The sequence below is a fragment of the Streptomyces sp. NPDC057287 genome, from assembly GCF_042667905.1.
In the GTDB taxonomy this organism is placed as follows: Bacteria; Actinomycetota; Actinomycetes; order Streptomycetales; family Streptomycetaceae; genus Streptomyces.
Genome location: NZ_JBHUYV010000016.1, coordinates 93,479 through 115,750, shown reverse-complemented (window position 1 = coordinate 115,750; position 22,272 = coordinate 93,479). Strand labels below are relative to the sequence as shown.

General features: G+C 72.8%; 18 protein-coding genes and 1 pseudogene. 6 read left to right on the top strand and 13 right to left on the bottom strand.

Going from position 1 to position 22,272, the window contains the following annotated elements:
- Nucleotides 1-26: 26 nt before the first annotated feature.
- The 7 genes from ACFUNE_RS27805 to ACFUNE_RS27775 all read right to left on the bottom strand — a co-directional run bounded on the left by ACFUNE_RS27805 (nt 27) and on the right by ACFUNE_RS27775 (nt 9,909).
- A complete protein-coding gene (locus ACFUNE_RS27805) occupies nt 27-1,106 on the bottom strand; it encodes a Zn-dependent alcohol dehydrogenase (protein WP_383573688.1) in 1,080 nt (359 codons plus the stop codon).
- 29 nt (nt 1,107-1,135) lie between these two features.
- Nucleotides 1,136-2,530: an aldehyde dehydrogenase family protein gene (locus tag ACFUNE_RS27800; protein WP_383573686.1), complete on the bottom strand. Its 1,395-nt coding sequence runs from the start codon at nt 2,528-2,530 to the stop codon at nt 1,136-1,138.
- Nucleotides 2,531-2,676: 146 nt separating this feature from the next.
- Nucleotides 2,677-4,011: an ABC transporter ATP-binding protein gene (locus ACFUNE_RS27795; protein WP_383573684.1), complete on the bottom strand. Its 1,335-nt coding sequence runs from the start codon at nt 4,009-4,011 to the stop codon at nt 2,677-2,679.
- Between the two features lie 116 nt (nt 4,012-4,127).
- Nucleotides 4,128-5,414, bottom strand: coding sequence for an MFS transporter (locus ACFUNE_RS27790; protein ID WP_383573682.1), 1,287 nt, complete (start codon nt 5,412-5,414; stop codon nt 4,128-4,130).
- Nucleotides 5,414-6,823, bottom strand: coding sequence for a CitMHS family transporter (locus tag ACFUNE_RS27785; RefSeq protein ID WP_383573680.1), 1,410 nt, complete (start codon nt 6,821-6,823; stop codon nt 5,414-5,416). Before ACFUNE_RS27785 ends, ACFUNE_RS27790 begins: the two co-directional genes overlap by 1 nt.
- Nucleotides 6,824-6,944: 121 nt before the next feature.
- Nucleotides 6,945-9,125, bottom strand: coding sequence for a molybdopterin oxidoreductase family protein (locus ACFUNE_RS27780; RefSeq protein WP_383573678.1), 2,181 nt, complete (start codon nt 9,123-9,125; stop codon nt 6,945-6,947).
- 154 nt (nt 9,126-9,279) lie between these two features.
- Complete coding sequence (locus ACFUNE_RS27775; protein WP_383573676.1) at nt 9,280-9,909, bottom strand: TetR/AcrR family transcriptional regulator; 630 nt, start codon at nt 9,907-9,909, stop codon at nt 9,280-9,282.
- Nucleotides 9,910-10,020: 111 nt separating this feature from the next.
- On the opposite strand from ACFUNE_RS27775, the gene hmgA reads away from it, so the two are divergent.
- The 3 genes from hmgA to ACFUNE_RS27760 all read left to right on the top strand — a co-directional run bounded on the left by hmgA (nt 10,021) and on the right by ACFUNE_RS27760 (nt 13,517).
- Entirely contained in the window at nt 10,021-11,340 is a 1,320-nt protein-coding gene (gene hmgA / locus ACFUNE_RS27770; protein ID WP_383573674.1) for a homogentisate 1,2-dioxygenase, read from the top strand.
- Between the two features lie 43 nt (nt 11,341-11,383).
- Nucleotides 11,384-12,157 carry a GntR family transcriptional regulator gene (locus tag ACFUNE_RS27765; RefSeq protein ID WP_383573672.1) on the top strand — a complete coding sequence of 258 codons (774 nt, stop codon included), beginning with the start codon at nt 11,384-11,386 and terminating at the stop codon, nt 12,155-12,157.
- Between the two features lie 136 nt (nt 12,158-12,293).
- Complete coding sequence (locus tag ACFUNE_RS27760; protein ID WP_383573670.1) at nt 12,294-13,517, top strand: type ISP restriction/modification enzyme; 1,224 nt, start codon at nt 12,294-12,296, stop codon at nt 13,515-13,517.
- Between the two features lie 156 nt (nt 13,518-13,673).
- On the opposite strand, the gene ACFUNE_RS27755 is transcribed toward ACFUNE_RS27760, so the two are convergent.
- Complete coding sequence (locus ACFUNE_RS27755; RefSeq protein ID WP_104790182.1) at nt 13,674-13,937, bottom strand: hypothetical protein; 264 nt, start codon at nt 13,935-13,937, stop codon at nt 13,674-13,676.
- 208 nt (nt 13,938-14,145) lie between these two features.
- Between ACFUNE_RS27755 and ACFUNE_RS27750 the strand changes: the two genes are divergently transcribed.
- The gene (locus ACFUNE_RS27750) at nt 14,146-15,258 is read left to right on the top strand and encodes a serine/threonine-protein kinase (RefSeq protein WP_383573668.1); all 1,113 of its coding nucleotides are present in this window, start codon (nt 14,146-14,148) and stop codon (nt 15,256-15,258) included.
- 79 nt (nt 15,259-15,337) lie between these two features.
- On the opposite strand, the gene ACFUNE_RS27745 is transcribed toward ACFUNE_RS27750, so the two are convergent.
- Nucleotides 15,338-16,147, bottom strand: a complete 810-nt coding sequence (locus ACFUNE_RS27745) for an SGNH/GDSL hydrolase family protein (RefSeq protein WP_383573666.1) — start codon at nt 16,145-16,147, stop codon at nt 15,338-15,340.
- 239 nt (nt 16,148-16,386) lie between these two features.
- Here ACFUNE_RS27745 and ACFUNE_RS27740 point away from each other — a divergent pair, with 239 nt between their 5' ends.
- Nucleotides 16,387-17,481, top strand: a complete 1,095-nt coding sequence (locus ACFUNE_RS27740; RefSeq protein ID WP_383573664.1) for a DUF5925 domain-containing protein — start codon at nt 16,387-16,389, stop codon at nt 17,479-17,481.
- A gap of 115 nt (nt 17,482-17,596) precedes the next feature.
- Here the strand turns inward: ACFUNE_RS27740 and ACFUNE_RS27735 are convergent.
- A pseudogene (locus tag ACFUNE_RS27735) lies at nt 17,597-17,854 on the bottom strand (VOC family protein); the annotation flags it as partial.
- Nucleotides 17,855-17,884: 30 nt separating this feature from the next.
- Nucleotides 17,885-18,259: a GntR family transcriptional regulator gene (locus tag ACFUNE_RS27730; protein WP_383573662.1), complete on the bottom strand. Its 375-nt coding sequence runs from the start codon at nt 18,257-18,259 to the stop codon at nt 17,885-17,887.
- Between the two features lie 231 nt (nt 18,260-18,490).
- Between ACFUNE_RS27730 and ACFUNE_RS27725 the strand changes: the two genes are divergently transcribed.
- Nucleotides 18,491-18,991: a DUF402 domain-containing protein gene (locus tag ACFUNE_RS27725; RefSeq protein ID WP_383573660.1), complete on the top strand. Its 501-nt coding sequence runs from the start codon at nt 18,491-18,493 to the stop codon at nt 18,989-18,991.
- A 279-nt stretch (nt 18,992-19,270) separates the two neighbouring features.
- On the opposite strand, the gene ACFUNE_RS27720 is transcribed toward ACFUNE_RS27725, so the two are convergent.
- Nucleotides 19,271-20,749, bottom strand: a complete 1,479-nt coding sequence (locus ACFUNE_RS27720) for a trifunctional class I SAM-dependent methyltransferase/NUDIX hydrolase/VOC family protein (RefSeq protein ID WP_383573658.1) — start codon at nt 20,747-20,749, stop codon at nt 19,271-19,273.
- A gap of 13 nt (nt 20,750-20,762) precedes the next feature.
- The gene (locus ACFUNE_RS27715) at nt 20,763-22,271 is read right to left on the bottom strand and encodes a tripartite tricarboxylate transporter permease (protein ID WP_383573656.1); all 1,509 of its coding nucleotides are present in this window, start codon (nt 22,269-22,271) and stop codon (nt 20,763-20,765) included.
- Nucleotide 22,272 lies beyond the last annotated feature (1 nt).

Below are 22,272 nucleotides of genomic sequence, written 5' to 3'. Positions count from 1 at the left end.
CCCACGGCCCCGTACCTCCGCAACGCCTAGAACACGACCAGCGCGCGTCCGCCCTTGCCCGCGATCATGTTCTCGAAGGCCGCCGGGATGCCGTCCAGCGAGATCCGCTCCGTCACCAGCATGGAGAGGTCGAACCGTCCGGCACGGATGTGTTCGGCGAGCACGGGCAGGTCGCGGGCGGGGTCGCTGTTCCCGTAGACGCAGCCGGTGAGGGAACGGCCCCAGTGGAAGATCTCCAGGGCGTTGAAGGTCACCTGCTGGTCCTTGCCTCCGATGCCGACGACCGTGGTGCGGCCGCCGCGGCGGGTCGACTCCCAGGCCGCGCGGATCGTGGCGGCCCGGCCGACGCACTCCACGGCGACGTCCGCGCCCTGGCCGCCCGTGAGCTTGCGGACGGCACGCGGGGTGGTGTCGGAGGCGACGACGTAGTCGGTGGCACCGGCCCGGCGGGCGAGTTCCTCCTTCTCCGGCGACACGTCCACGGCGATGATCCTCGACGCCCCGGCGATGCGCGCGGCCTGGAGGACGGCGAGACCGACCCCGCCGATCCCGAAGACGACGACGCTCTCGCCCTCGCGCACCCGGGCGGAGTGGTGGATCGCCCCGTAGCCGGTCAGGACCGCGCAGCCGAGCAGGGCCGCGTCGTCGAGCGGGATGCCGGCCGGGGCCGGCAGCACGCAGTTGGCGGCGACGACGGTCTCCTGGGCGAAGGCCGCGACGTTCAGGCCAGGGTGGAGCTCGGTGCCGTCGGCCGTACGGGCGTGGACGTTCGCCGCGCCCTTGAGCGCGTCGGCGCAGAGCCAGACCTCGCCGATCCCGCAGTGGAAGCACTCACCGCAGGACGGGGCCCAGTTGAGGACGACCGCGTCGCCCGCGGCGACGTGGGTGACGCCCTCGCCCACGGCGAGCACCGTGCCGGCGCCCTCGTGGCCGAGAACGGCGGGGACGGGCAGCCTCATGGTGCCGTTGGACAGGGACAGGTCGGAGTGGCAGACACCGGCGGCGGCGAGCGAGATGCTCACCTGGCCGGGGCCGGGCTCCGGGAGTTCGATGTCGGTGATCTCCAGGGGAGCTCCGACGGCGGGCAGTACGGCGGCGCGGACCACGAACAGACTCCTCGGTGGATCGGCGGGGATCAGAACTGGAGGGACTTGGTCTGGAGGTACTCGGAGAGGCCGTGCGGGCCGAGCTCGCGCCCCACCCCCGACTGCTTGTAGCCGCCGAAGGGGGCCAGGGGGTTGAAGCGGCCGCCGTTGATGTCGACCTGCCCGGTGTCCATGCGGCGGGCGAAGGCCACGGCCTCCGCGTCGTCCGCACCCCAGACGGCGCCGGCCAGCCCGTACACGGTGTCGTTGGCGATCCGCAGGGCGTCGTCCACGTCCTCGTACCGAAGGATCGAGAGCACCGGTCCGAAGATCTCCTCCTGCGCGATGGTCATGTCGGGCGTCACGTCGGCGAACACGGTGGGGCTGACGTAGTAGCCCCGGTTTTTGGGCGCATCGGGGCCTCCCGCGACGAGACGGGCTCCCTCCTCGACGCCCTTCTCGATGTAACCCCGCACCCGTGCCTGCTGCTTGGCGTTGACGACGGGGCCGACGCGCTCCCCCGGGACGTACTTGGCGACGGCCGCGGCGGCGAGGCCCACGGCCTCCTCGTAACGCTCGGAGTCGACCAGCATCCGGGTCCACGCGCTGCACGTCTGGCCGGAGTTGGACATCACGTTGGCCACGCCGACGTTGACCGCCTTGGCGAGGTCGGCTCCGGGCAGGATCACGTTGGCGGACTTGCCGCCGAGCTCCAGGGCGACGCGCTTGACCGCCGCTCCCGCGGTGGCCCCGATCTGCCTGCCGACGGCCGTGGAGCCGGTGAACGAGACCAGGTCGACGCCCTCGTGCTCCGCGAGCGCCTGGCCCGCGACCGCCCCGATGCCGGTGACCAGGTTGAAGACACCGGCGGGCAGACCCGCCTCCTGGGTGGCCTCGGCGAAGAGCTGCGCGGTGAGCGGGGTGTCCTCCGCGGGCTTCAGGACGACGGTGCAGCCCGCGGCGAGTGCCGGGGCCACCTTGGCGACGATCTGGTGGAGCGGGTAGTTCCAGGGCGTGATCGCGCCGACGACGCCCACGGGCTCCAGCAGGACGGTGGAGTTGCCCAGCTTCTCCTCGAAGGAGTACGAGGCCGCCAGCTCGGCGTACGAACCGGCGACCAGGACCGGTACGCCCGCGTGCACGGCCCGGGAGAGCGGCAGGGGCGAGCCGAGCTCGGCGGTGACCGTCTCGGCGATCTCGTCCTGGCGGGCGGCGAGCACGTCGCGCAGGGCGCCGATCCTCGCGGCGCGCTCGGCGGGCGGTGTGGCGGCCCAGCCGGGGAACGCGTCGCGTGCGGCGCGTACCGCGGCGTCGACGTCCTCGGCGGTGCCCGCCGGGACGTGGCCGATGACCTGCTCGTCCGCCGGGTTCACGACCGCGATCGTGTCCTGGCCCGAGGCGGGCCGCCACTCCCCGCCGATGTACATCCCGTCATGTGCCTTCATGGCTGTTCCTCCCGGGCTCGCTGTGCCTGCCGCCGAAGCCGTGCGTCGTACGGACGGATCCGTCCCGGCCCCAAACTAGCGCTGTTAGTTTTTCGGCGCCAGGGAACCGCTGGAGACACAGATCACGCACGGGCCGCGGGCAGCGGTCACACGTCGAGGCCGGGAATGTCCCTCGGCAGGGGGCAGATCCTGCGCCCGGAGTGGTCGAAGACGTACAGATGCGCCAGATCGACGAGGAGCGGCACCTGTCCGCCGGTGCGAAGCCGCATGTCGGGGCCGGTGCGGACCACGAGGTCGCTCGCCGTGACGGCCGGGCGGTCGGGACCGCGCGCGGCGTACGGCTCCGGGGCCGGCGGGTCGAGTACGGCGACGGACCCGGTGGCACGCCGCTTGAGGCGATCCAGCACACCGGTTCCGCCGCCCCCGGCACGGCGCCGCAGGGTGGCCTGCGGCCGGGCGGACTCCAGGTCGGGCACCACGGCCGGCCGTGAGCCGGTGTTGAGGTGGACGAGCGCCTCGTGCCCCTGGTACTCGACGTGCTCGACGATGCCGCTGAGCGCCACCTCGCCGGGGCGGGCATGGCTGCGCGGGGCGATCCGGACGGCCTCGGAGCGCAGACCCACGATGATCGGGCGGCCCTGCTGGATGCGGAGCAACTGGTGGTCGGCGCTGAGCGGTTCGGGGAGCGGGAGGCGCTGCCGGCCGAGGTCGATCGACATCATCCCCTCCAGCGGGGCGTGGACCACAGCCTGGAGCAGATTGATCCTCGGGGTGCCGATGAACGCGGCGACGAAGACGTTCTCCGGCAGCGCGTAGACCTCCCGCGGCGTGCTTACCTGCTGGAGCACGCCGCCGCGCATCACGGCCACACGGTCGCCGAGCGACATGGCCTCCGACTGGTCGTGCGTGACGTACACGGTGGTGACGCCCAGTTCGGCGGTGAGGTGGGCGATCTCGGCGCGCAGGTGGTTGCGCAGTTTGGCGTCGAGGTTGGAGAGCGGTTCGTCCATCAGGAAGACGGACGGCCGCCGCGAGATGGCCCTGCCCATCGCGACCCGCTGGCGTTCGCCTCCGGAGAGCTGGCGGGGGTAGCGGTCCAGCACGCTCTCGATGCCGAGCATCCTGGCGGTGGACTCCACACGCTCGGTGTGGTCGTCGCGGGGGCTCTCCAGCTTCAGCGGGAAGCCGATGTTGTCCCGGTTGGTCATGCTCGGATAGAGCGCGAAGTTCTGGAAGACCATGGCCATACCGCGTTCGCGCGGCGGCAGTTCGTTCGCCGGCTCGCCGTCGAGCAGCAGCTCCCCCTCGGAGATGTCCTCCAGACCCGCGATCATCCGGAGCACGGTCGACTTGCCGCAGCCCGAGGGGCCCAGCAGCACCACGAACTCACCGGGGGCGACCGAGAGCGAGAACCGGTCGACGGCGCGCGGGGACCGTCCGTAGGTCTTGCTCACGTGGTGCAGGGAGATGGCACGAGACATGGTTCCGCCCGGGAAGGAGTGAGCGTACGCGTGGGGAGCGGCTGCGTGGCCCGAAGCTAACCCACCCGGCGGGGTGTGGGAACGTCTCGTGCAGGACCCATCGGTTCCGGGAACTGTCAGGCGTGGTTCCGGTTGGCGGGGGGTCTCTCGGCACGGTGGACGGGCGCGGCGGGGGCGGGGTCCCCGGCGCGGGAGTCGGGCCCGGCCGGGTCGGGGTCCCCGGTCGCGCTCCGGTCCCCCCGCAGGCCGAGTCCGGCCGCCCCGATCAGCAGGGCGCCCAGCATCACGAACGGCGCGGCGGTGCCCGCGACCCCGGCGATCAGCCCGGCGGACGCGGGCGCGGCGACCTGGCCCAGCCGGTTGCCGGTGAGCCTGAGGGCGAGAGCGGTGGAGCGGGCAGCCGCGGGGGCGGCCCGGACGACGGTGGTCATGGAGAGCGGCTGGCCGACCCCCAGGCAGAAGCCCAGCACGGCGAGCATGACGGCGAGCCCCCACACCGGGACGGGCAGGGCGACGGCCGCGCAGAGGAGTCCGCCGAGCAGGCAGGTCGTGGAGAGCAGGGCCGCCCTGCCGACCACGCGCAGCATGGGTGTCATGACGAGCCGGCAGGCGATGGTGGCGGCGGCCCGCAGGCTGAGCAGCAGGCCGACGGTGGCGGGGGCGATGCCGCGGTGCTCGCCGACCACCGGCAGGTAGGCGGTGAGGATGTCCGTGGCGCAGAGCACGGCCAGGCTGATGAAGATGCCGGCCGGGACGCCCCGGGTGCGCAGGATGCTGCCCACCGGCACCTTCTCGGCCGCCCTGCGGGGTGAACCGGCCGCCCCGCGGTGCTCGATGCGCCACAGCGAGGTGAAGGAGACGGCGGCGACGACCGCCGCGACCACCAGGGCGAGGGCGCTCGTACGGACCATCGCGCCGTCACGTTCGGAGATCAGGTAGCCGGCGGCGATCGGGCCGACGAGCTGGCCGAGGGAGGCGCCGATGGTGAAGTGGCCGAAATTGCGGTCCTGTTCGGCCGGAGCCGACTGGCGGGCGACGAGCGACTGGGCACCGATCACGAAGCAGAGGTGACCGAGTCCCATGACCCCGCTCCAGGCGGCCAGCGCCGCGAGGGAGCCCGAGGTGCCGCTGAGCGCGCAGCCGCCGCCGATCAGGACGACCCCGACCGGCAGCAGGGGCGCGCAGCGCCCGTGGTCGGTCCGCCGGCCGAGCGGTACGGCGGCGAAGAGCGGCAGCAGCGCGTACACACCCGTGATGACGCCGATCGCGCGCTCGTCCGCGCCCAGTGAGAGAGCCCGGTAGGAGACGGCGGGCCGCGCCATCGACACCGCCCCCTGCGCGAAGGCGAAGGCGATGACCAGGCGCAGCAGCCAGCCCCTGCCGGGCCGTGGTTCCGGAGGCATCAGATGATTCCGAAGAGGATTCCGGCGCCGAGGACCACCAGCGAAGTGAGCACGGCCCATTTGACGGTGAAGCGGGTGTGGTCGCCGAACTCGACCTTGGCCATGCCGACCAGGACGTAGACGGCGGGCACGAGCGGGGACGACATGTGCAGGGGCTGTCCCGCTATGGAGGCACGGGCGATCTCCAGGTGGGAGACGCCGTGCGCGGCGCCGGCCTCGGCGAGCACGGGCAGAACTCCGAAGTAGAAGCCGTCGTTGGACATGAAGTAGGTCAGCGGAAGGCTCAGCACCCCGGTGACGACGGCCATGTGCGGACCCATCGCCTCGGGGATGGCCCCGACGAGCCAGTCCGCCATGTGTTCGACCATGCCCGTGCCGGTGAGCACGCCGGTGAAGACGGCCGCGGCGAAGACCATGCCGGAGACGTTGAGCACGTTGTCGGCGTGGGCGGCGATCCTGGCCCGCTGGTCCTTCATGTCGGGGAAGTTGACCGTGAGCGCGAGGGCCGCGCCGAGCAGGAAGAGCACCGGGATCGGCATGAGTTCGAGGACCATCGCGGCCAGCAGGGCGACGGTGAGGCCGGCGTTGAACCAGTAGAGCCTGGGGCGCAGGGTGGACCTGTGGGGGTCGAGCCCCTTGAACTCCTCGTCCGCCTCGCCGTCCTCGCCGGCGTCCGTGGCCTCCGTACCGCCGGAGCCGGTGCCCTTCGGGTCCTTCGCGAGGCGGTCGTTGCCGCCGCCCGCGCCGACCAGGACGGTCTCGGGCTCGGTGACCAGCGCCTCGTCGAGGGTGAGCATGCCGAGGCGCCTGCGCTCGCGGCGGCCCAGGACGAAGGCGAGGAGGACGACGGCGAGGAGACCGACGGCGAGGGCCGGGATCATCGGGACGAAGATGTCGGCCGCGTCCACCTTGAGGGCGGTGGCCGCACGGGCGGTGGGACCGCCCCACGGGAGGGTGTTCATGACCCCGTTCGCCGTGGCGGCGACACCGGTCATGACCACGAGGCTCATCTTCAGCCGCTTGTACAGCGGGTACATCGCCGAGACGGTGATCATGAAGGTGGTGGAGCCGTCGCCGTCCAGCGAGACGACCGCGGCGAGCAGCGCCGTGCCCACGACGATCCGCATCGGGTCGGCCTTGCAGAAGCGCAGGATGCCCCGGACGATCGGGTCGAAGAGGCCGACGTCGATCATCACGCCGAAGTAGACGATGGCGAACATCAGCATCGCCGCGGTCGGCGCGAGGGTGCCGACCCCTTCGATGACGTAGTCGCCGAGCTCCGCGCCCTGTCCGACGGCCACGCAGAACAGGGCGGGGATCAGGACCAGCGCCGCGATGGGCGACATCTTCTTCATCATGATCAGGACCAGGAAGGTCGCGATCATGGCAAAGCCGAGGATTGTCAACATATGGGATACCTCACGTTCACCTTTGAACTCTCACCGGTGCCGGCGGTCCGGATGACGTTAGGGGCCCTGAAGCAGCGTTAACAAGATGTTGACGTGTGAGCAATACGAGCAAAACACCAGGTCAGCGTGTTGGCGTGACGGAGACGGGGACGGCGTTGAGTACGGCGGTGCCGGACAGCGGGTCCAGCAGGGTGCCGTCCAGGAGCTGGTTCACGTTGACCCCCGGCTCCGCTTCCGCGACCGGCATACGGGTGCCCGGGCGGCTGTGGCCCCAGCCGTGCGGAAGACTCACCACCCCGGGCCGCACCGAGTCGGTGAGCTCGGCGGGCGCCTCCACCTCGCCGCCCGCCGCGGTGATCCGGGCCGTGTCGCCCTCGGCGAGTCCGATCCGGGCCGCGTCGTCGGGGTGGATCTGAAGGGTGCAGACGTTCGAGCCGCCGCGCAGTGCGGCGACGTTGTGCATCCAGCTGTTGTTGGAGCGCAGGTGCCGGCGGCCGACGAGGACGAGTCCGGCGGGCCGCTCGCCGAGCGAGGCGCGCAGCCGGGGCAGATCGGCTGCGATCGGCGCCGGGAACAGCTCGATGCGGCCGCTGCGGGTCCTGAGCACCTGCGGAACGCGCGGCTCCAGCGGGCCGAGGTCGATCCCGTGCGGGTGCGCGAGGAGCTGCTCCAGCGTGAGGTCGTACGGGCCGAGCCGCAGCATCAGGTCGAGGCGCCGCTCCGCACCGGTGCGGCCCGTCAGCTCGGCGGCGAACTCCCCGGGGACCCCCGCCCGGTCGAGCGCCGTGGTGATGGCCAGCTCGTCGACGGCACCGTGCGGCGCGCCGTGCCGGCCGCCGACGGCGAGGACGAGCCGGGCGAGGATCTCGCTCTCGTCCATCCGCCCGTCCTCCAGCGGCACGGCGGGGCGGCTGTAGCGGACCTGGTTGCGGACGGCCAGGGAGTTGAGCGCGAAGTCGAAGTGCGCGCTCTGCGAGGGCGGCGGCGGGGGCAGCACGACGTCCGCGTGGCGCGCGGTCTCGTTGAGGTACGGATCGACGCTCACCATGAAGTCGAGTCCGTCGGCGAGGGCGCGGTCCAGTCGGTTCCCGTCGGGGGCGGAGAGGACCGGGTTGCCCGCGATGACGATCAGGGCCCGGATCCGGCCCTCCCCCGGCGTCTCGATCTCCTCGGCGAGCGCCGCGGCGGGCAGCTCCCCCTTGGCCTCGGGGTGTCCGGAGACCCGGCTCCTCCAGCGGCCCAGGGCGAAGCCCTTTCCCGGCGCGGCCGCGCGCGGGGCGCGGGCGGTGGCGGAGAGCGGGAAGAGGGCCCCGCCGGGGCGGTCGAGGTTGCCGGTGAGGATGTTGAGCACGTCGACGAGCCAGCTGGCCAGCGTGCCGTGCTCGACGGTGCAGCTGCCGATGCGCCCGTAGACGGCCGCGGCGGGGGCGGCGGCCAGCTCGCGGGCGATCTCCCGGATGGTGTCCGCGTCGAGGTCGCAGGCGGCGGCCACCGCATCCGGCGTGAAGTCCGCGATCGCTTCGGCCAGTTCGTCGTAGCCGTCCAGGTGCTCGGCGAGTGCGCCGGGGTCGGTGAGCTTCTCCTCGACGATGACCTGGGTGAGCGCGGCGAGCAGCAGGGCGTCGGTGCCTGGCCTGATGGCCGCGTGCCGGTCGGCGAGGCGCGCGGTGCGGGTGCGGCGCGGGTCGATGACGGTGAGGGTGCCACCGCGGCGGCGGAGCGCCTTGAGCTTGCCGGGGAAGTCGGGGGCGGTGCAGAGACTGCCGTTGGATTCGAGCGGGTTGGCGCCGATCAGCAGCAGGTGGGCGGTGCGGTCCAGGTCGGGCACGGGGATGGCGTGGGGGTCGCCGAAGAGCAGCCCGCTGGAGACGTGCTTGGGCATCTGGTCCAGGGTGCTGGCGGTGAAGACGTTGCGGGTGCCCAGCGCCGACAGCAGCAGCGGCGGATACAGCCCGCCCGCCGTCGTGTGCACGTTGGGGTTGCCGAGGAAGACCCCGACCGCCTGGGCTCCGTGTTCCTGGACCAGAGCCGGGATCCTCGCGGCGATCACGTCGAAGGCCTCGCTCCAGGTCGCCTCGCGCAGGACGCCGTCGGTGCGGACGAGCGGGGTGCGCAGCCGGTCCGGGTCGGCGTCGAGCCCTCCGAAGGAGGCGCCCTTGGGGCAGATGAACCCCTGGCTGAAGACGTCGTCGCGGTCACCGCGGGCGCCGGTGACCTCGGTCCCCTCGATGGTGAGAGTGAGTCCGCAGGTGGCCTCGCAGAGCGGGCAGACGCGCAGAGCGGTACGGGAGTCGTGGGACATGGGCCCTCCCCGGGGCGGCGGTGGCACGCGGGCGTGATCCGGCGTCCCGCGGCGAGCTCGGCGGGTGCGGGCTCCCGGCGGACCGAGCATACCGACCGGTACGGATGGTGGCGAGGGCCTGGAGCCACCCCGTTGCCCCGCCACCCCCGGGCGGCTACTCCAGGATCCCCCCGAGATAGGCCCGGAGCAGGATCCGGGTCTCCGCGATCAGCTCCGGGTCCCCTGCGGGGTCGGCGCGGAAGGCGAGCTGGAGCAGGGCGTCGGCGGCCTGTACGCAGACCAGGACCGTGCGGAGCAGTGCGGCATCGGAGGTGGCGCCGTCCCGCCCGCGCCCGAGATGGCCGGAGAGCAGCTCCATCAGGCGCCCCGCCACGAGCTGGTTCACCTCGGCGTCGAGCGGACCGGTGGTGGGCACGGGCGGACCGAAGTCGACAAGGGCGAAGCCGGGGACGGAGCGCTTCATCGCCAGGTACTCGTCGAGCACCGCGTCGATGGCCGCACGCCACTCCCGCTCCGGGATCGCCTCGAGCCTGGCGACCACCCGCCCGGCGTAGACCTCCAGGTTGCGCTCGGCCAGGGCGTCGACCAGCGCTCTCTTGTTGGGGAAGAACCGGTAGACGGAGCCGATGGGCACGCCGGCGCGGTCGGCCACCGCCCGGGTGGAGAGCTGCTCGTAGCCGGTCTCGTCGAGCAGTGCGGCGCCGGCGTCGAGGATGCGGGCGAGACGGTCGGCGCTGCGCTGCTGCACGGGGACGCGTCGGAGGTTCGTATGAGCACGGGACACGGCTCCATGATGCCTGTATGCCGTTGACGGGCCACGTTTCGATTCCTACGGTGTTCCATAGGATTCTTCGTCAGGGGGGTCCACGGGATCCCCATCCACCGGGAGCGCATGATGAGCGGCATCGAGCAGGCGAGGAAGACGGCGGAGACCCTCGCCCATCAGTCCGGCTTCGGCAACGAGCACAGCACGGAGGCCGTCCCCGGCGCACTGCCGCACGGCCGCAACTCCCCCCAGCGCGCCCCCCTCGGGCTCTACGCGGAGCAGCTCAGCGGCTCGGCCTTCACCGAGCCCCGCGCCCGCAACCGCCGGTCCTGGCTCTACCGGATCCGCCCCTCCGCCGCCCATCCCGCCTTCGTCCGCGTCGACAACGGGACCCTGCGCACCGCTCCCTTCGCCGAGGCGGTCCCCGACCCCAACCGGCTGCGCTGGGACCCGCTCCCCGACCCCGCGCCCGGCACCGACTTCCTGACCGGCCTGTGGACGCTGGGCGGCAACGGCGACGCCGCGCAGCGCACCGGCATGGCCGTGCACCTCTACAGTGCGAACACCTCGATGACCGACCGGGTGTTCAGCGACTCCGACGGGGAGCTCCTGATCGTCCCCGAGCGCGGCGGCCTGCTCCTCCGCACCGAGCTGGGGCTGCTCGCGGCCGGCCCGGGCCAGGTCGCGCTGATCCCCCGGGGCGTCCGCTTCCGCGTCGAGCTGCTGGACACCACGGCACGCGGCTACGTCTGCGAGAACTACGGCCAGCCGTTCGTCCTGCCCGACCTGGGACCGATCGGCGCCAACGGCCTGGCGAACGCTCGTGACTTCCTGGCCCCCGTCGCCTCGTTCGAGGACCGCGAGGGCCCGGTCGAGGTGGTCAACAAGTTCTGCGGGAACCTCTGGTCGGCGACGTACGGACACTCCCCGCTCGATGTCGTCGCCTGGCACGGCAACCACACCCCGTACGTCTACGACCTGCGCCGCTTCAACGTCCTCGGCACGATCAGCTACGACCACCCGGACCCGTCGATCTTCACCGTGCTGACCTCGCCGTCCGACACCCCGGGGCTGGCCGGCGTCGACTTCGTCGTCTTCGCCCCGCGCTGGCTGGTCGGCGAGGACACCTTCCGCCCGCCGTACTTCCACCGCAACGTGATGAGCGAGTACATGGGCCTGATCGAGGGCGCCTACGACGCCAAGGCCGGGGGTTTCGTCCCGGGCGGTGGTTCGCTGCACAACATGATGTCGGCGCACGGTCCCGACCGTGAGACCTTCGACCGGGCGAGCGCGGCGGAGCTGGAGCCGCAGCGGATCGACGACGGCCTGGCGTTCATGTTCGAGACCCGCTGGCCGGTCACGGCGACCGCGCAGGCGGCCGGCGCCGGCCATCTGCAGCGCGGATACGACGAGGTGTGGCAGGGTCTGAGCCGCAACTTCCGGCCGTGAGACCCCGCGGCCGGCCGCAGCGCGGAGAGATCGGACGAACCGGATGGATCAGGTGAACGAGGCGAGTCGGCCCGGCTTCGCCCCCGACTCCCTGGTGCTGAACCGGAAGCTGCCCCTCTGGTACCAGGTCTCGCAGTCCCTGCGGGCCTCCATACTGGGGCGTCCCCAGGACGCCTCGACGCGGCTGCCCACCGAGGAACAGCTCGCCGTGCACTACGGCGTCAGCGTCCTCACCATGCGCCAGGCCCTCAAGGAGCTGGAGAACGAGGGACTGATCAGCAGGCACCGGCGGCGCGGAACGTTCATCGAGCCGCGCGCCCGGCGGGTGTCGCCGGTCCGGCTGCTGGGTTCGATCGACGCGATCGTCGCCCAGCAGTCGGGCGAGCGCACGACCGTGCTCGGCCACGGCCGGGTGCCCGTCCCCGGTGATCTCTCCGAGTTCTTCCCGGGCTGCCCCGAGGTGGTCAGCTACCGGCGGCTCCGCTGCGACGACGGGACGGGCGAGCCGACCAACTGGGCGGAGAACGCCGTGCGTCCGGAGATCGCGGCCCGGCTCGACGTGGCCGACCTGGAACGGTGGCCGATGACGAAGGTGCTGCGCGACGCCGTCGGCGTACGGATCTCCCGGATCACCGACACCGTCGAGGCGCGCCTCGCCGACCCCGTCACGGCCGAGCTGCTCCAGGTCCCGCTTCTCAGCCCGATCCTGCACTACACCGGCGTGACCTACGACGACGAAGGCACCGTGGTGGACGTGGCGCGCATCCGCTACCGGGGCGACCGCTTCGCCTTCTCCGTGACCGTCGACGCGCACTGACGTGACCGCCGAGGCGCACTGACCTGACCGCCGACGTCCTCTGACGTGACCGCCGAGGCGCACTGACGGCAGGCCCGCGCCGGGCGGTCGTTACGATGCCGAGGGCGGCGGACGTGGCGACGGGGAGGACGACACGGTGGCAGCACGGGTGGCGGCCGGTACCGGCGGGGGCGACGCGCTCCCGCTGCTGGACGACCTCATGCCCTGGTCGGTACGGCCCCTGAGACCGGGCCGCCCGTGGGTGACGGCGCCCGACGCCGCCTCCCTCCGGGCCCGCTGGGACCTGCTCGTACGGGCCGAGGGAGCCGAGCGGGAGCGGCTGTTCCTGCCCAGCCGCTCGCGTACGCCGCTCACCCCGGCCGCGGCGCTGCCGGGCAGGTCCACGGCGACGAGCGCCTTCGCCCGGGACCCCGGCCCGTATCCCGAACCGGTGCGGATCCTTCACGGTCCCTTCGACGAGCAGTGGCTGATTCCCGACCACAGGCTGCTCGACGCGGCCCGCCCGGAGCTGTGGCGGGTCGCCGACGGACACCAGCTCTTCGCCGTCGAGCACGGATACCTCCCCCAGGACGCCGGGCCCGCCCTGTCGGCGACCGTGCTCCTGCCCGACGGGCACTCCCCCGCGGGGCGTCCCGGCCGGATCCGGCCGCTCTACCGGCGGCCGGGCGGCCAGGAACCCAATCTCGCGCCGGGCCTCACCGCTCTGCTGTCCGCCCGGTACGGGGCGCCGGTCGGCGCCGAAGCCGTCCTCGCCTGGGTCCTCGCCGTCGCCCGCCCCTCCCCCGGCGGGCCTCTCGTTCCGCTGCCCGCCGACGGCGCCCTCTGGGCGGAGGGCGCCGAGCTCGGCCGGGAGCTGCTGCGGCTCCAGCTGCGCGGGGCGCGCGGCGGGGAGCGCCCACGGCTGCCGGGCGGCCGGCGCCCGTACGTGCGGGCCGCGATCCCGCCCCGGCCGGACGAGCTGCGCTACGACGCCGAGGAGGAGGCGCTCGTCCTCGGGGAGGGACGCGTCTCCCCCGTCCCCTCCGGGGCATGGGACTTCAGGGTCAGCGGGGTGCGGATGCTGGAGCTCTGGTTCGAGCGGCGCACAGCGCCCGCGGAGGGGCTGGCCGCGGTGGGGCCGCGCGGCTGGCCTCGCGAGCGGACCTCGGAACTGCTGGAGCTGATCACGGTCCTGGCACTGCTCGCCGCGCTGCGGCCCCGGCAGCAGGCGCTGTGGGAACGGATCGAACAGGCCCCGGCCCTGACCCGGGAGGAGCTGCGCACGGCCGGGGTGCTTCCCGTCGCCGCGTCGGCCCGTCGCCCCGCGTCCGTGCTGGATCATCAGGAGGAGGGCCCAGAGGGGCAGTTCGCGCTGCTGTGAAGGCCGATGGGTGCCGTACCGGCGCTGGGGAACACACCGACGCAACGCTGCGGACCCTGGGGATGAGGGACGGGCATGCGGCAGCACTGCGCCGGGACGGAGTGATCGTGGACACGGCCCTGAGCACAGGGCCGGACCGGTCGTGACAGCCGTCTGTCAGCGGCGGCTGCCGAAGAGCGAGCGCCGCAGTCGCCGCAGCGGGGCGAAGAGCGAGACACGCGCGCTCCTGCTCCTGCGGGTGTGCGCGGCGTCGCGCGAGGTGAGCTCGAGCATCAGCAGCGTCGCCTCCGCCGACTCGCGCTGCGGAACGGCGGGGCCGCCCAGCACTGCGAGATGGCGGTCGAGGCGCGAACTGGTCGCACCGCTCCCACATGTAATGGCAGGCACACGCGGCCTGCTGCGCACCGTTATCTGTTCCATGTCACTCCCCACCCGTACGAGGGCACCCGGCCCGGGCAGGTTAACCCTATCGTCCCGCGATGACACACGTGTATCCCGGCCGCAGGATTGCACTCCCGTATACGGGTGTTGACGTCCCGTTACCGCGTCCTGTCGGTTCCGGGACGGGTTGAGTTAGCTTGGAGGGGATTCGTCCGTACCGCGCAACGCTGCTGATGGAGGGTCACCGATGAGCGAGGTCCCGGGCACCGGACGTGTGATCGCGGATCGATACCGCCTCCTGGACGCCCTGGGCGCGGGAGGAGCCGGCATCGTGTGGCGCGCCCGGGACGAGGTGCTGGGGCGCGAGGTGGCCGTGAAGGAGGTGCGGGCCCCTGCGGACCTGCCGGCGGCCGAGGCCGAACGGCTGTACGCGCGCCTGGAGCGGGAGGCCCGGGCCGCGGCCCGCGTCTCGCACCGCAATGTCGTCGCCGTCCACGACGTGGTCACCCAGGACTCCCGGCCCTGGATCGTGATGGAGCTGGTCCGCGGGCTCACCCTGTCCGACGTGCTGGGCGCCGACGGCCCGCTGTCCCCGCGGCGTGCGGCCCGCATCGGCGCGGAGGTGCTCGCGGCGCTGCGCGGCGCCCACGGGGCGGGCGTGCTGCACCGCGACGTGAAGCCGGGCAACGTGTTGCTGGCCAACGACGGGAGGGTGATGCTGACGGACTTCGGCGTCACCACGGCCGAGGATTCGTCCGCGCTCACCGCGGCGGGTGAACCGGTCGGCGCCCCGGAATACCTGGCACCCGAACGCGCGCTGGGGCGCACGCCGGGGCCCGAGTCCGACCTCTGGTCGCTCGGCGTGCTTCTGTACGCCGCCACCGAGGGAAGGTCTCCGTTCCGGCGGGACACCCCGCCGGACACCCTGCGCGCCGTCGCCGACGAGGAGCCGCCGCCGCTCCTGCGGGCCGGCCCGCTCACCCCCGTCGTCGAGGAGCTGTTGCGCAAGGACCCGGCCGAACGGCTCACCGCCCCGGAGGCCGAGCGCCGGCTGCGGGTCCTGGCCGCGGGCGGGACCGGATCACCCGGTGGTGGCGCGGCAGGCACCTCGCCCCCGCCGGGCGATCCGGCTCCGCCGGACGAGGCGGCCGCGACGGGCGGGGAACCCGGCTCCCGTCCGGAGCCGCCGGCACCGGACGGGAGTACGAGGCGCACGGGATTGCTGCTCGCGCTCGGAGCGGTACTGCTCGCGCTGCTCGTCGTCGGAGGCCTCGTCTGGGCGCTGACGGGCAACGACGGCTCCGGCGGGACGAGTGACGGGAGCGCCCCGACGGCCGTCTCCTCGGTGTCTTCGGCCTGACGCGTGAGGAGGGGGCCCGTGGGGACGGGCCCCCTCCTCCGCCGGCGACCGGGCCGGCCGGCGCACCGCGGGAGTGGGGTCAGGCCTTCGAGCTGAGGACCGGCAGGTAGCCGCCCGACTGCCCTGCGGCGGTGGGGTGGTAGGACTCACCGATGTTGAGCCAGTTCACACTGTGCAGCCATGCGCTGCCCGAGCAGATCTCGTGCCCGGTGAAGGTCGAGGAGACGTCGCCGAAGGTGAAGCCGTGGTCCGCCGCACGCTTGGCCGTGGCGGCGTTGAGGTAGTCGGAGGCACCGTTGATGGCGGAGCGTTCCTTCTCGCTCAGACCGGCGATGCAGCCGCCTCCGAGCTTGTAGAAGCGGGGATAGCCGAGCACGACGACACGGGCCGAGGGCGCTTTGGCGCTGATCGCCGTGTACACGGAGTCCAGTTTGCCGGGGAGGGTCGAGTCGACGTAGGCGCGGGCGGTGGCGATCCGGCTCAGGCAGGTGGCCTCGGACTGAAGGACACAGGTGGTCATGACGTCGGCGAAGCCCGCGTCGTTGCCGCCGATGGAGATCGAGACGAGGTCGGTCGAGGAGCTGAGGGGGGCGAGCTGACCAGCCGTCACATCACCGGTCCTGGCTCCCGAGCACGCGGTGAAGGCGAACGAGGCGGGCTTGTTGGCCGCCTGCCAGAGGGCGGGGTACGCGCGGGTGCTGCGCTTGCAGTCGCCGCTCGCGCTGTCGTAGCTGCCGGCACCGACACCTGACGAGTACGAGTCACCCAGCGCCACGTAGTCGACCGCCGCCGCGGACGTCTGGGCCTGGGCCACGCCCGCGCCCGTCAGGGCGAGGACGGTACCGAGCAGGAGAGAGGACGAGAACGCCACGAGTCTGGACATTTTCATGGAACCTCCTTGGGCAGGATCTCTGCCTACTCCGTGGTAGCAGTACTGGCCGGTATTTCGGAAGTGTCCATGCCAAATTGCTGAACAGGACTTCCCAGAAGTAGTCATGACGTCGCGTCACGGTTTTCCTCGGCGTACCGGGGTGAAGTCACTCCTGATCCGGTGCCCCCGTCCGCCACCCGGGGGCAGCTCCTGAAACCTGGGTGCGTGGGGTGCCGCCGTGCCGGATCATGGGCGCCATGTCAGCCAACCCCGAGTCCGCCCTGCCGATCCGGCTGAACGTCGACGACAGCGATTCGCCGTCCGACGTCGTGGACGCGCTGTTCCTGGGTCGCTTCGCGACGGGCGAGCAGCCGTATTCGCACAGCTCCTCCCTCGACCGGGTCAAGTCGGGTGCGACCCTGCTGCCCGAGGCCGCCGAGGTGCTGAGGTCCGCCCGTGACGACGACCGGAGCGCGACCCTCGCCGAGGGCGACGGCTGGACCGTGCTGGTCTCGCGGTGGAACCGGGGCGCCGACGTCACGGTCACCGCCACCACCCCCGAGCTGGCCCGGAAGATCCTGTCCGAGGCGACCGACGGAGCTCAGGACGAGCCGGAGCCGCAGCCCGAGAACGTGACGATGGGCTTCTGGTACGTCTCGCCGCGCCGGGGCCCGCACCGCACCACCCGGCAGATCGCCGCGGGCACGTGGGACGAGGTCCGGTCCAACTACACGGCCCCGGTGGCCGGCGCCATGGACCGGCTGATGAAGGTCACCCCCGACGACATCTCCGGCCGGCTCCTCCTGCTGCACGGCCCTCCGGGCACCGGGAAGACCTCCGCACTGCGCACCCTCGCACGGTCCTGGCGCGACTGGTGCCAGGTCGACTGCGTCCTGGATCCGGAGCGGCTCTTCAACGACGTCGGCTATCTGATGGACATCGCCATCGGCGAGGACGACGGTTCGGCGAAGGGCCGGTGGCGGCTGCTGCTCCTGGAGGACTGCGACGAACTGATCCGGGGCGAGGCGAAGCACACGGCCGGTCAGGCGCTGTCCCGTCTGCTCAATCTGACGGACGGGCTGCTGGGCCAGGGCCGCAACGTCCTGGTCGGGGTGACGACCAACGAGGACCTGGAGCGGCTGCATCCCGCGGTCGTCAGGCCGGGCCGCTGCCTGGCGCGCATCGAGGTGGGCTCGCTGACCCGCGCCGAGTCGGTGTCCTGGCTGGGCACGGAGGAGGGGATCGGCCGCGAGGGCGCGACACTCGCGGAGCTGTACGCCCTGCGGCGCGGCAGCGGCCCCCCGTCCGTGCCGAAGCAGGACGCGGGGGCGGACGCGGGTCTGTACCTCTGAGCTGGGCGCCCCGCCCCGGCTGGGCTCGTAGCCCCGTCCCGGCCGGTCGGTCCGTCACCACCGGTCCGCGGCCCGGCGTCCGGGAGTTCTCCCGCGCGGGCGACGGCAGCCTGCGTCAGCGGGCGAACTTCTCGACGGCGGCCGGGGTGACCGGGGTGAAGAAGTTGACGAGGTTGCCGTCGGGGTCGCGGAAGAGCAGCGCCCGGTTGCCCCAGGGCATCGTCGTGGGCTCGTTGACGAAGTCGGCGACGCAGCCGGTCAGGTTCCCGTCCACAGGGTCCACGTCCTCGACGAGGAACTCGATGATCACGCTGTGGTTGTCCGCCGGGCGGGCGGAGCCCGGAGCGAACATCGGGACGGTGCGGGTACCCACCCGGGGCAGGTCCGATCCGGGCGGAGGACCTCAGCTCTCGTAGGCCGCCCGTACGGCGTCCTCGGCCAGCGCGAGCGCGTCGGCCCGGGCGAGGCCGAGGCGCCGGGCCTGCTCGGCGTACTCCTGCGCCGCCGTCGCCGCGTGGCGGGCCGCAGCGTCACCCGCGGCGGCGACGAACGTCCCGTTGCGGCCGCGGGTCTCGATCACGCCGTCGGTCTCCAGCGCACGGTAGGCCTTGGCCACGGTGTTGGCGGCGAGGCCCAGTTCCCCGGCGAGGCCGCGCACCGTCGGGAGGCGGTAGCCGACGGGCAGGGCGCCCGACCGGGCCTGTTCGGAGAGCTGGGCGCGCAGCTGCTCGTACGGGGCGGTGGCGGAGTCCGGGTCAACGGCGATCTTCAGGGTCACACGCAGATTCTCTCCCACCGGCGTTCCTCTCGCCCGCCCCCACCGCCGGAAATTCGGAGGCGGGCGAGCCGGGCCCCGGGTTAACGTCCGCGCATGGCGGCCCGCGTGACCGGCTGCGCCGAGCGCGTGCCGCCGCATCCACCGATGCCGGCACCGGCGACGAGGCCGGGAGCGCCCCAAGCGGGGCCGGCCGCCGGTTCGGCTACGAGACCTGTGCCACGGAGGTACATCATGTCCGCACCGTCGGCCGAGCCCGGTTCCACTCTGACGGTGGCCCTGGTCAAGGGCGGTCGCACCAAGATCCGTTATCCGGCCGAACCGATCGGCGACGACGGAACCCGCATCACCGTCCGTGCCCCGTGGGCGGCCCCCGGGGTCCGCGACTTCGGCTTCGTGCGGTTCGAGCCCGGCGATGTCTTCACGGAGCACTACTGGCGCGACCGGTGGTACGCGGTGAAGGAGGTCCGCACCGGCGGCGGGGAGCTGAAGGGCTGGTACTGCGACATCACCCGGCCCGCCGTGCTGCGGGGCACCGAGCTCCTGGTCGAGGACCTGGACCTGGACCTGTGGGTGTCCGCGGACGGCCGGTCCGTGCTGCGCCTGGACGAGGACGAGTTCGAGGAGAGCGGCCTCGCCGGCCGCGACCCTCTGGCGGCGGAGGCGGCCGTCCGTGCCCTGGACGACCTGGAGCGTCTCGCCCGTACCGAGGGACTCGCGGGCCTTCTGCGGTGATCTCCCGCCGCTGAGCGTTCCCCGGCCGGCCGCCCTCCGGCCGGGGTAGCGACATCCCCACGCCTGACGATCCGTCAGGATTTGTAAGATGCAAGGCACTTGTTCGAACATCACTGGGCTTGAGGGAAGCGTGCGAACCGTCATGGGAGGTCCCCTCCAGGCATTCGGTCCGACGCACGCACCTCGTGCGGGTCGTGCCAGGACCGTAGTAGCTCAAGTCCGGTCGAGGTCAAGCCGATGCGTCCTGGACCCTGGGGCGCGCCCCGGGGCGGGCGGGCCCTACGGCGCCACCAGCTCCACCTCGTGTCCCGCCGTGTTCCGCAGACGTGCGATGCGGGGCCCGTTGTCGCCGGCGTACACGTGGCAGTCCGGCGCCTGGAGCCGCCAGCCGTGGTCCGGGGCCCGGGCCACCAGGGTGTCCAGCTGGTCGCGGTCCCCGACGTGGAACGCCAGGCGGCCGGCACCGGGAAGCGGGCTGTCGTGGCTGCCGCAGGGCGCGTCGGGCGACTCCTCGACCACCACGTAGCCGTCGCCGCGCCGCCAGCTCCGGCCGAGCGCCCAGCGCTGGTAGGGGACGTGGCCGAGCCGGCCCAGCAGCCAGCCCCACTCCGCGTCGGCCTCGGCCAGGTCGGGCACCCGCAGCTCGACGTGGTGCAGCCGGCCGGTGGGGGCTGCCGCGACCGGCAGCGGAACGGCGCGCCGCGTCGCCCGCGGTGCGTGGGCGACGGTGTCGGCGTCCTCGTGCCAGTGGATCAGGAAGCGCTGCTCGGCGCGGTATCCGTCGAGGGCCGCACGGCAGTACGCGACCATGTCGTCGGGCAGCGCGTCCAGGGGGAACCAGTCCAGCTGGGAGCACTTGTCCGGCTCCGCGTTGCGGGGCGGGCGCGCGGGGTCGTACGCCGCCTCGAAGAACCAGCCGATGCGGGGGTTCCCGCCCGGCCCCCGGTGCTGCGTGACCAGCGCCACCCGGAGCTCGTCCGGATCCAGCTCGACGCCGATCTCCTCGGCGGTCTCCCGGATCATCGCCGCCCGGACGTCCTCGCCGTCCTCCGTGTGACCGGAGGGGGCGTGGAGCAGCCCGTCCGCGTATCCCGTGCCGGACCGCCGGGCGAGGAGCACGTCGGGGCCCCTGCGCAGGATCAGGTGGACGTCGACGACCTCGCGGTGCCGCAGGGGCGGTTCGGCCCGGGCGACCAGGGCGTACCGCTCGTCGTCGACCTCCTTGCCCCAGAGCAGCGGGTCGCCGGAGAGCGGCTCGTGGTGGACGCGCTCCGTGTGCTCGCCGAGGAGTGCGGTCAGGCGGGCGGCGGAGAGCCCGGTGCCGTTCCACACGCCTTCGATCAGCACCAGCCGCCCGCCCGGCCGCAGCAGCGAGAACCAGTGCCGCAGGGCTGCCGCGGGGTCGGGCAGCAGCCACACCGTGTGCCGGGCGAGGATCACGTCGAAGCGCTGCTTGCCCACGGGAGGGTGCCCCGCGTCGCCGACGAGCACCTCGGTGCCGGTCCCCGCCAGCTTGGCCCGCGCCTGCTCCACCATGCGCGGGGACCGGTCGACGGCGGTGACCCGGTGTCCCTGGCCGGCGACGAGCAGGGAGAGGCTGCCCGTACCGCATCCGAGGTCGAGGACCGCGGAGCGCGCGGCGGGCAGCCAGGTCTCCATCCTCCGGGCCCAGGCGCTGCGGACCACCGGATCGAGGAGCCCGTGGTCGGGCTCCTCGTCGAAGGAGTCGGCGGCCGCGTCCCAGTCGATCGTGGTCATACCCGCCATTCTCTCAGCCGCGACCGACAGTCCGTCGTGCCCGATGACGGACCAGCACCTTCCGCACCAGGGGCCACCCGAGGATCAGCGCGACGATGACGTACACGGTCACGGAGAACGGGGTGTTCACCAGTCCCGTGACGCTGCCGTCGCTGATCTGCAGGGCGCGCCGCAACTGCTGTTCGGCGGACGGGCCGAGGATGACGGCGATGATCGCGGGCAGCACCGGGAGTCCGTAGCGCCGCATCCCGAAGCCGATCAGCCCGATCACCAGCAGGATCACCAGGTCGACGGACTCGCCGCCGACGGCGTACGCGCCGACCGCGGCGAAGAACAGGATGCCCGCGTAGAGGTAGGGGCGCGGGATGCGCAGCAGCTTCGCCCACAGCGGCGCCAGGGGCAGGTTCAGCGCGAGGAGCAGCACCATGCCGACGAAGAGCGAGGCGATCAGGCCCCAGACCAGCTCGGGTTCGCGCTCGAACAGGAGCGGGCCGGGCTGGATGCCGTACTGCTGGAAGGCGGCCAGCATGACGGCGGCGACGGCGGTGGTCGGAAGGCCGAGCGTGAGCATGGAGACCAGCGTCCCGGCTGCGGAGGCGGACGCCGCCGACTCCGGTCCCGCGACGCCCTCGATGGCGCCCTTGCCGAATTCGTCGCGGTGCCTGGAGAGCCGCTTCTCGGTGACGTACGAGAGGAAGGTGGGGATCTCCGCCCCGCCCGCCGGGATCGCGCCGAACGGGAAGCCGATGAGGGGCCCGCGCAGCCAGGACTTCCAGGTGCGCCGGACGTCGTCCCTGCCGATCCAGGGGCGGCCGACGGGGATCGGCTTCCCGGAGGTGCGGCGCAGGTGTGCGGCGACCCAGAGGGCCTCCCCGATGGCGAAGAGGCCGACCGCCACGATCACCACGTCGATCCCGTCGGCCAGTTGGAGCGAGCCGAAGGTCAGCCGCTGCTGGCCCGTCATCTGGTCCAGGCCGACGAGGCCGATGGTGAGGCCGATGAGGAGCGAGGCCAGGCCGCGGATCCGTGACGCGCCGAGGACGGAGGTGACGGCGATGAAGGCCAGCACCATGATGGCGAAGTAGTCGGGGGCGCCGATGTCGACGGCGAGCGAGGCGACGGTCGGGGCGAGGACGACCAGCAGGATCGTGCCGATCATGCCGCCGGCGAAGTGGCCGATGGCCGCTGCGGCGAGCGCCTGTGCGCCGCGCCCGGCCTTCGCCATCGGGTTGCCCTCGATCGCCGCGACGACGGCCGCGCTCTCCCCCGGGGTGTTGAGGAGGATCGAGGTGGTGGAGCCGCCGAACATCGCGCCGTAGTAGATCCCGGCGAACATGATGAAGGCTCCGGTCGGTTCGAGTCCGTACGTCACCGGCAGCAGCAGCGCCACGGCCATGGCGGGGCCGATGCCGGGGAGCACGCCGATCGCGGTGCCGAGCAGCACGCCGAGTGCGGCCCAGAGCAGGTTGACGGGCGTGAGCGCCGTGCCGAAGCCGTCGATGAGGGAGTTGAGGGAATCCATC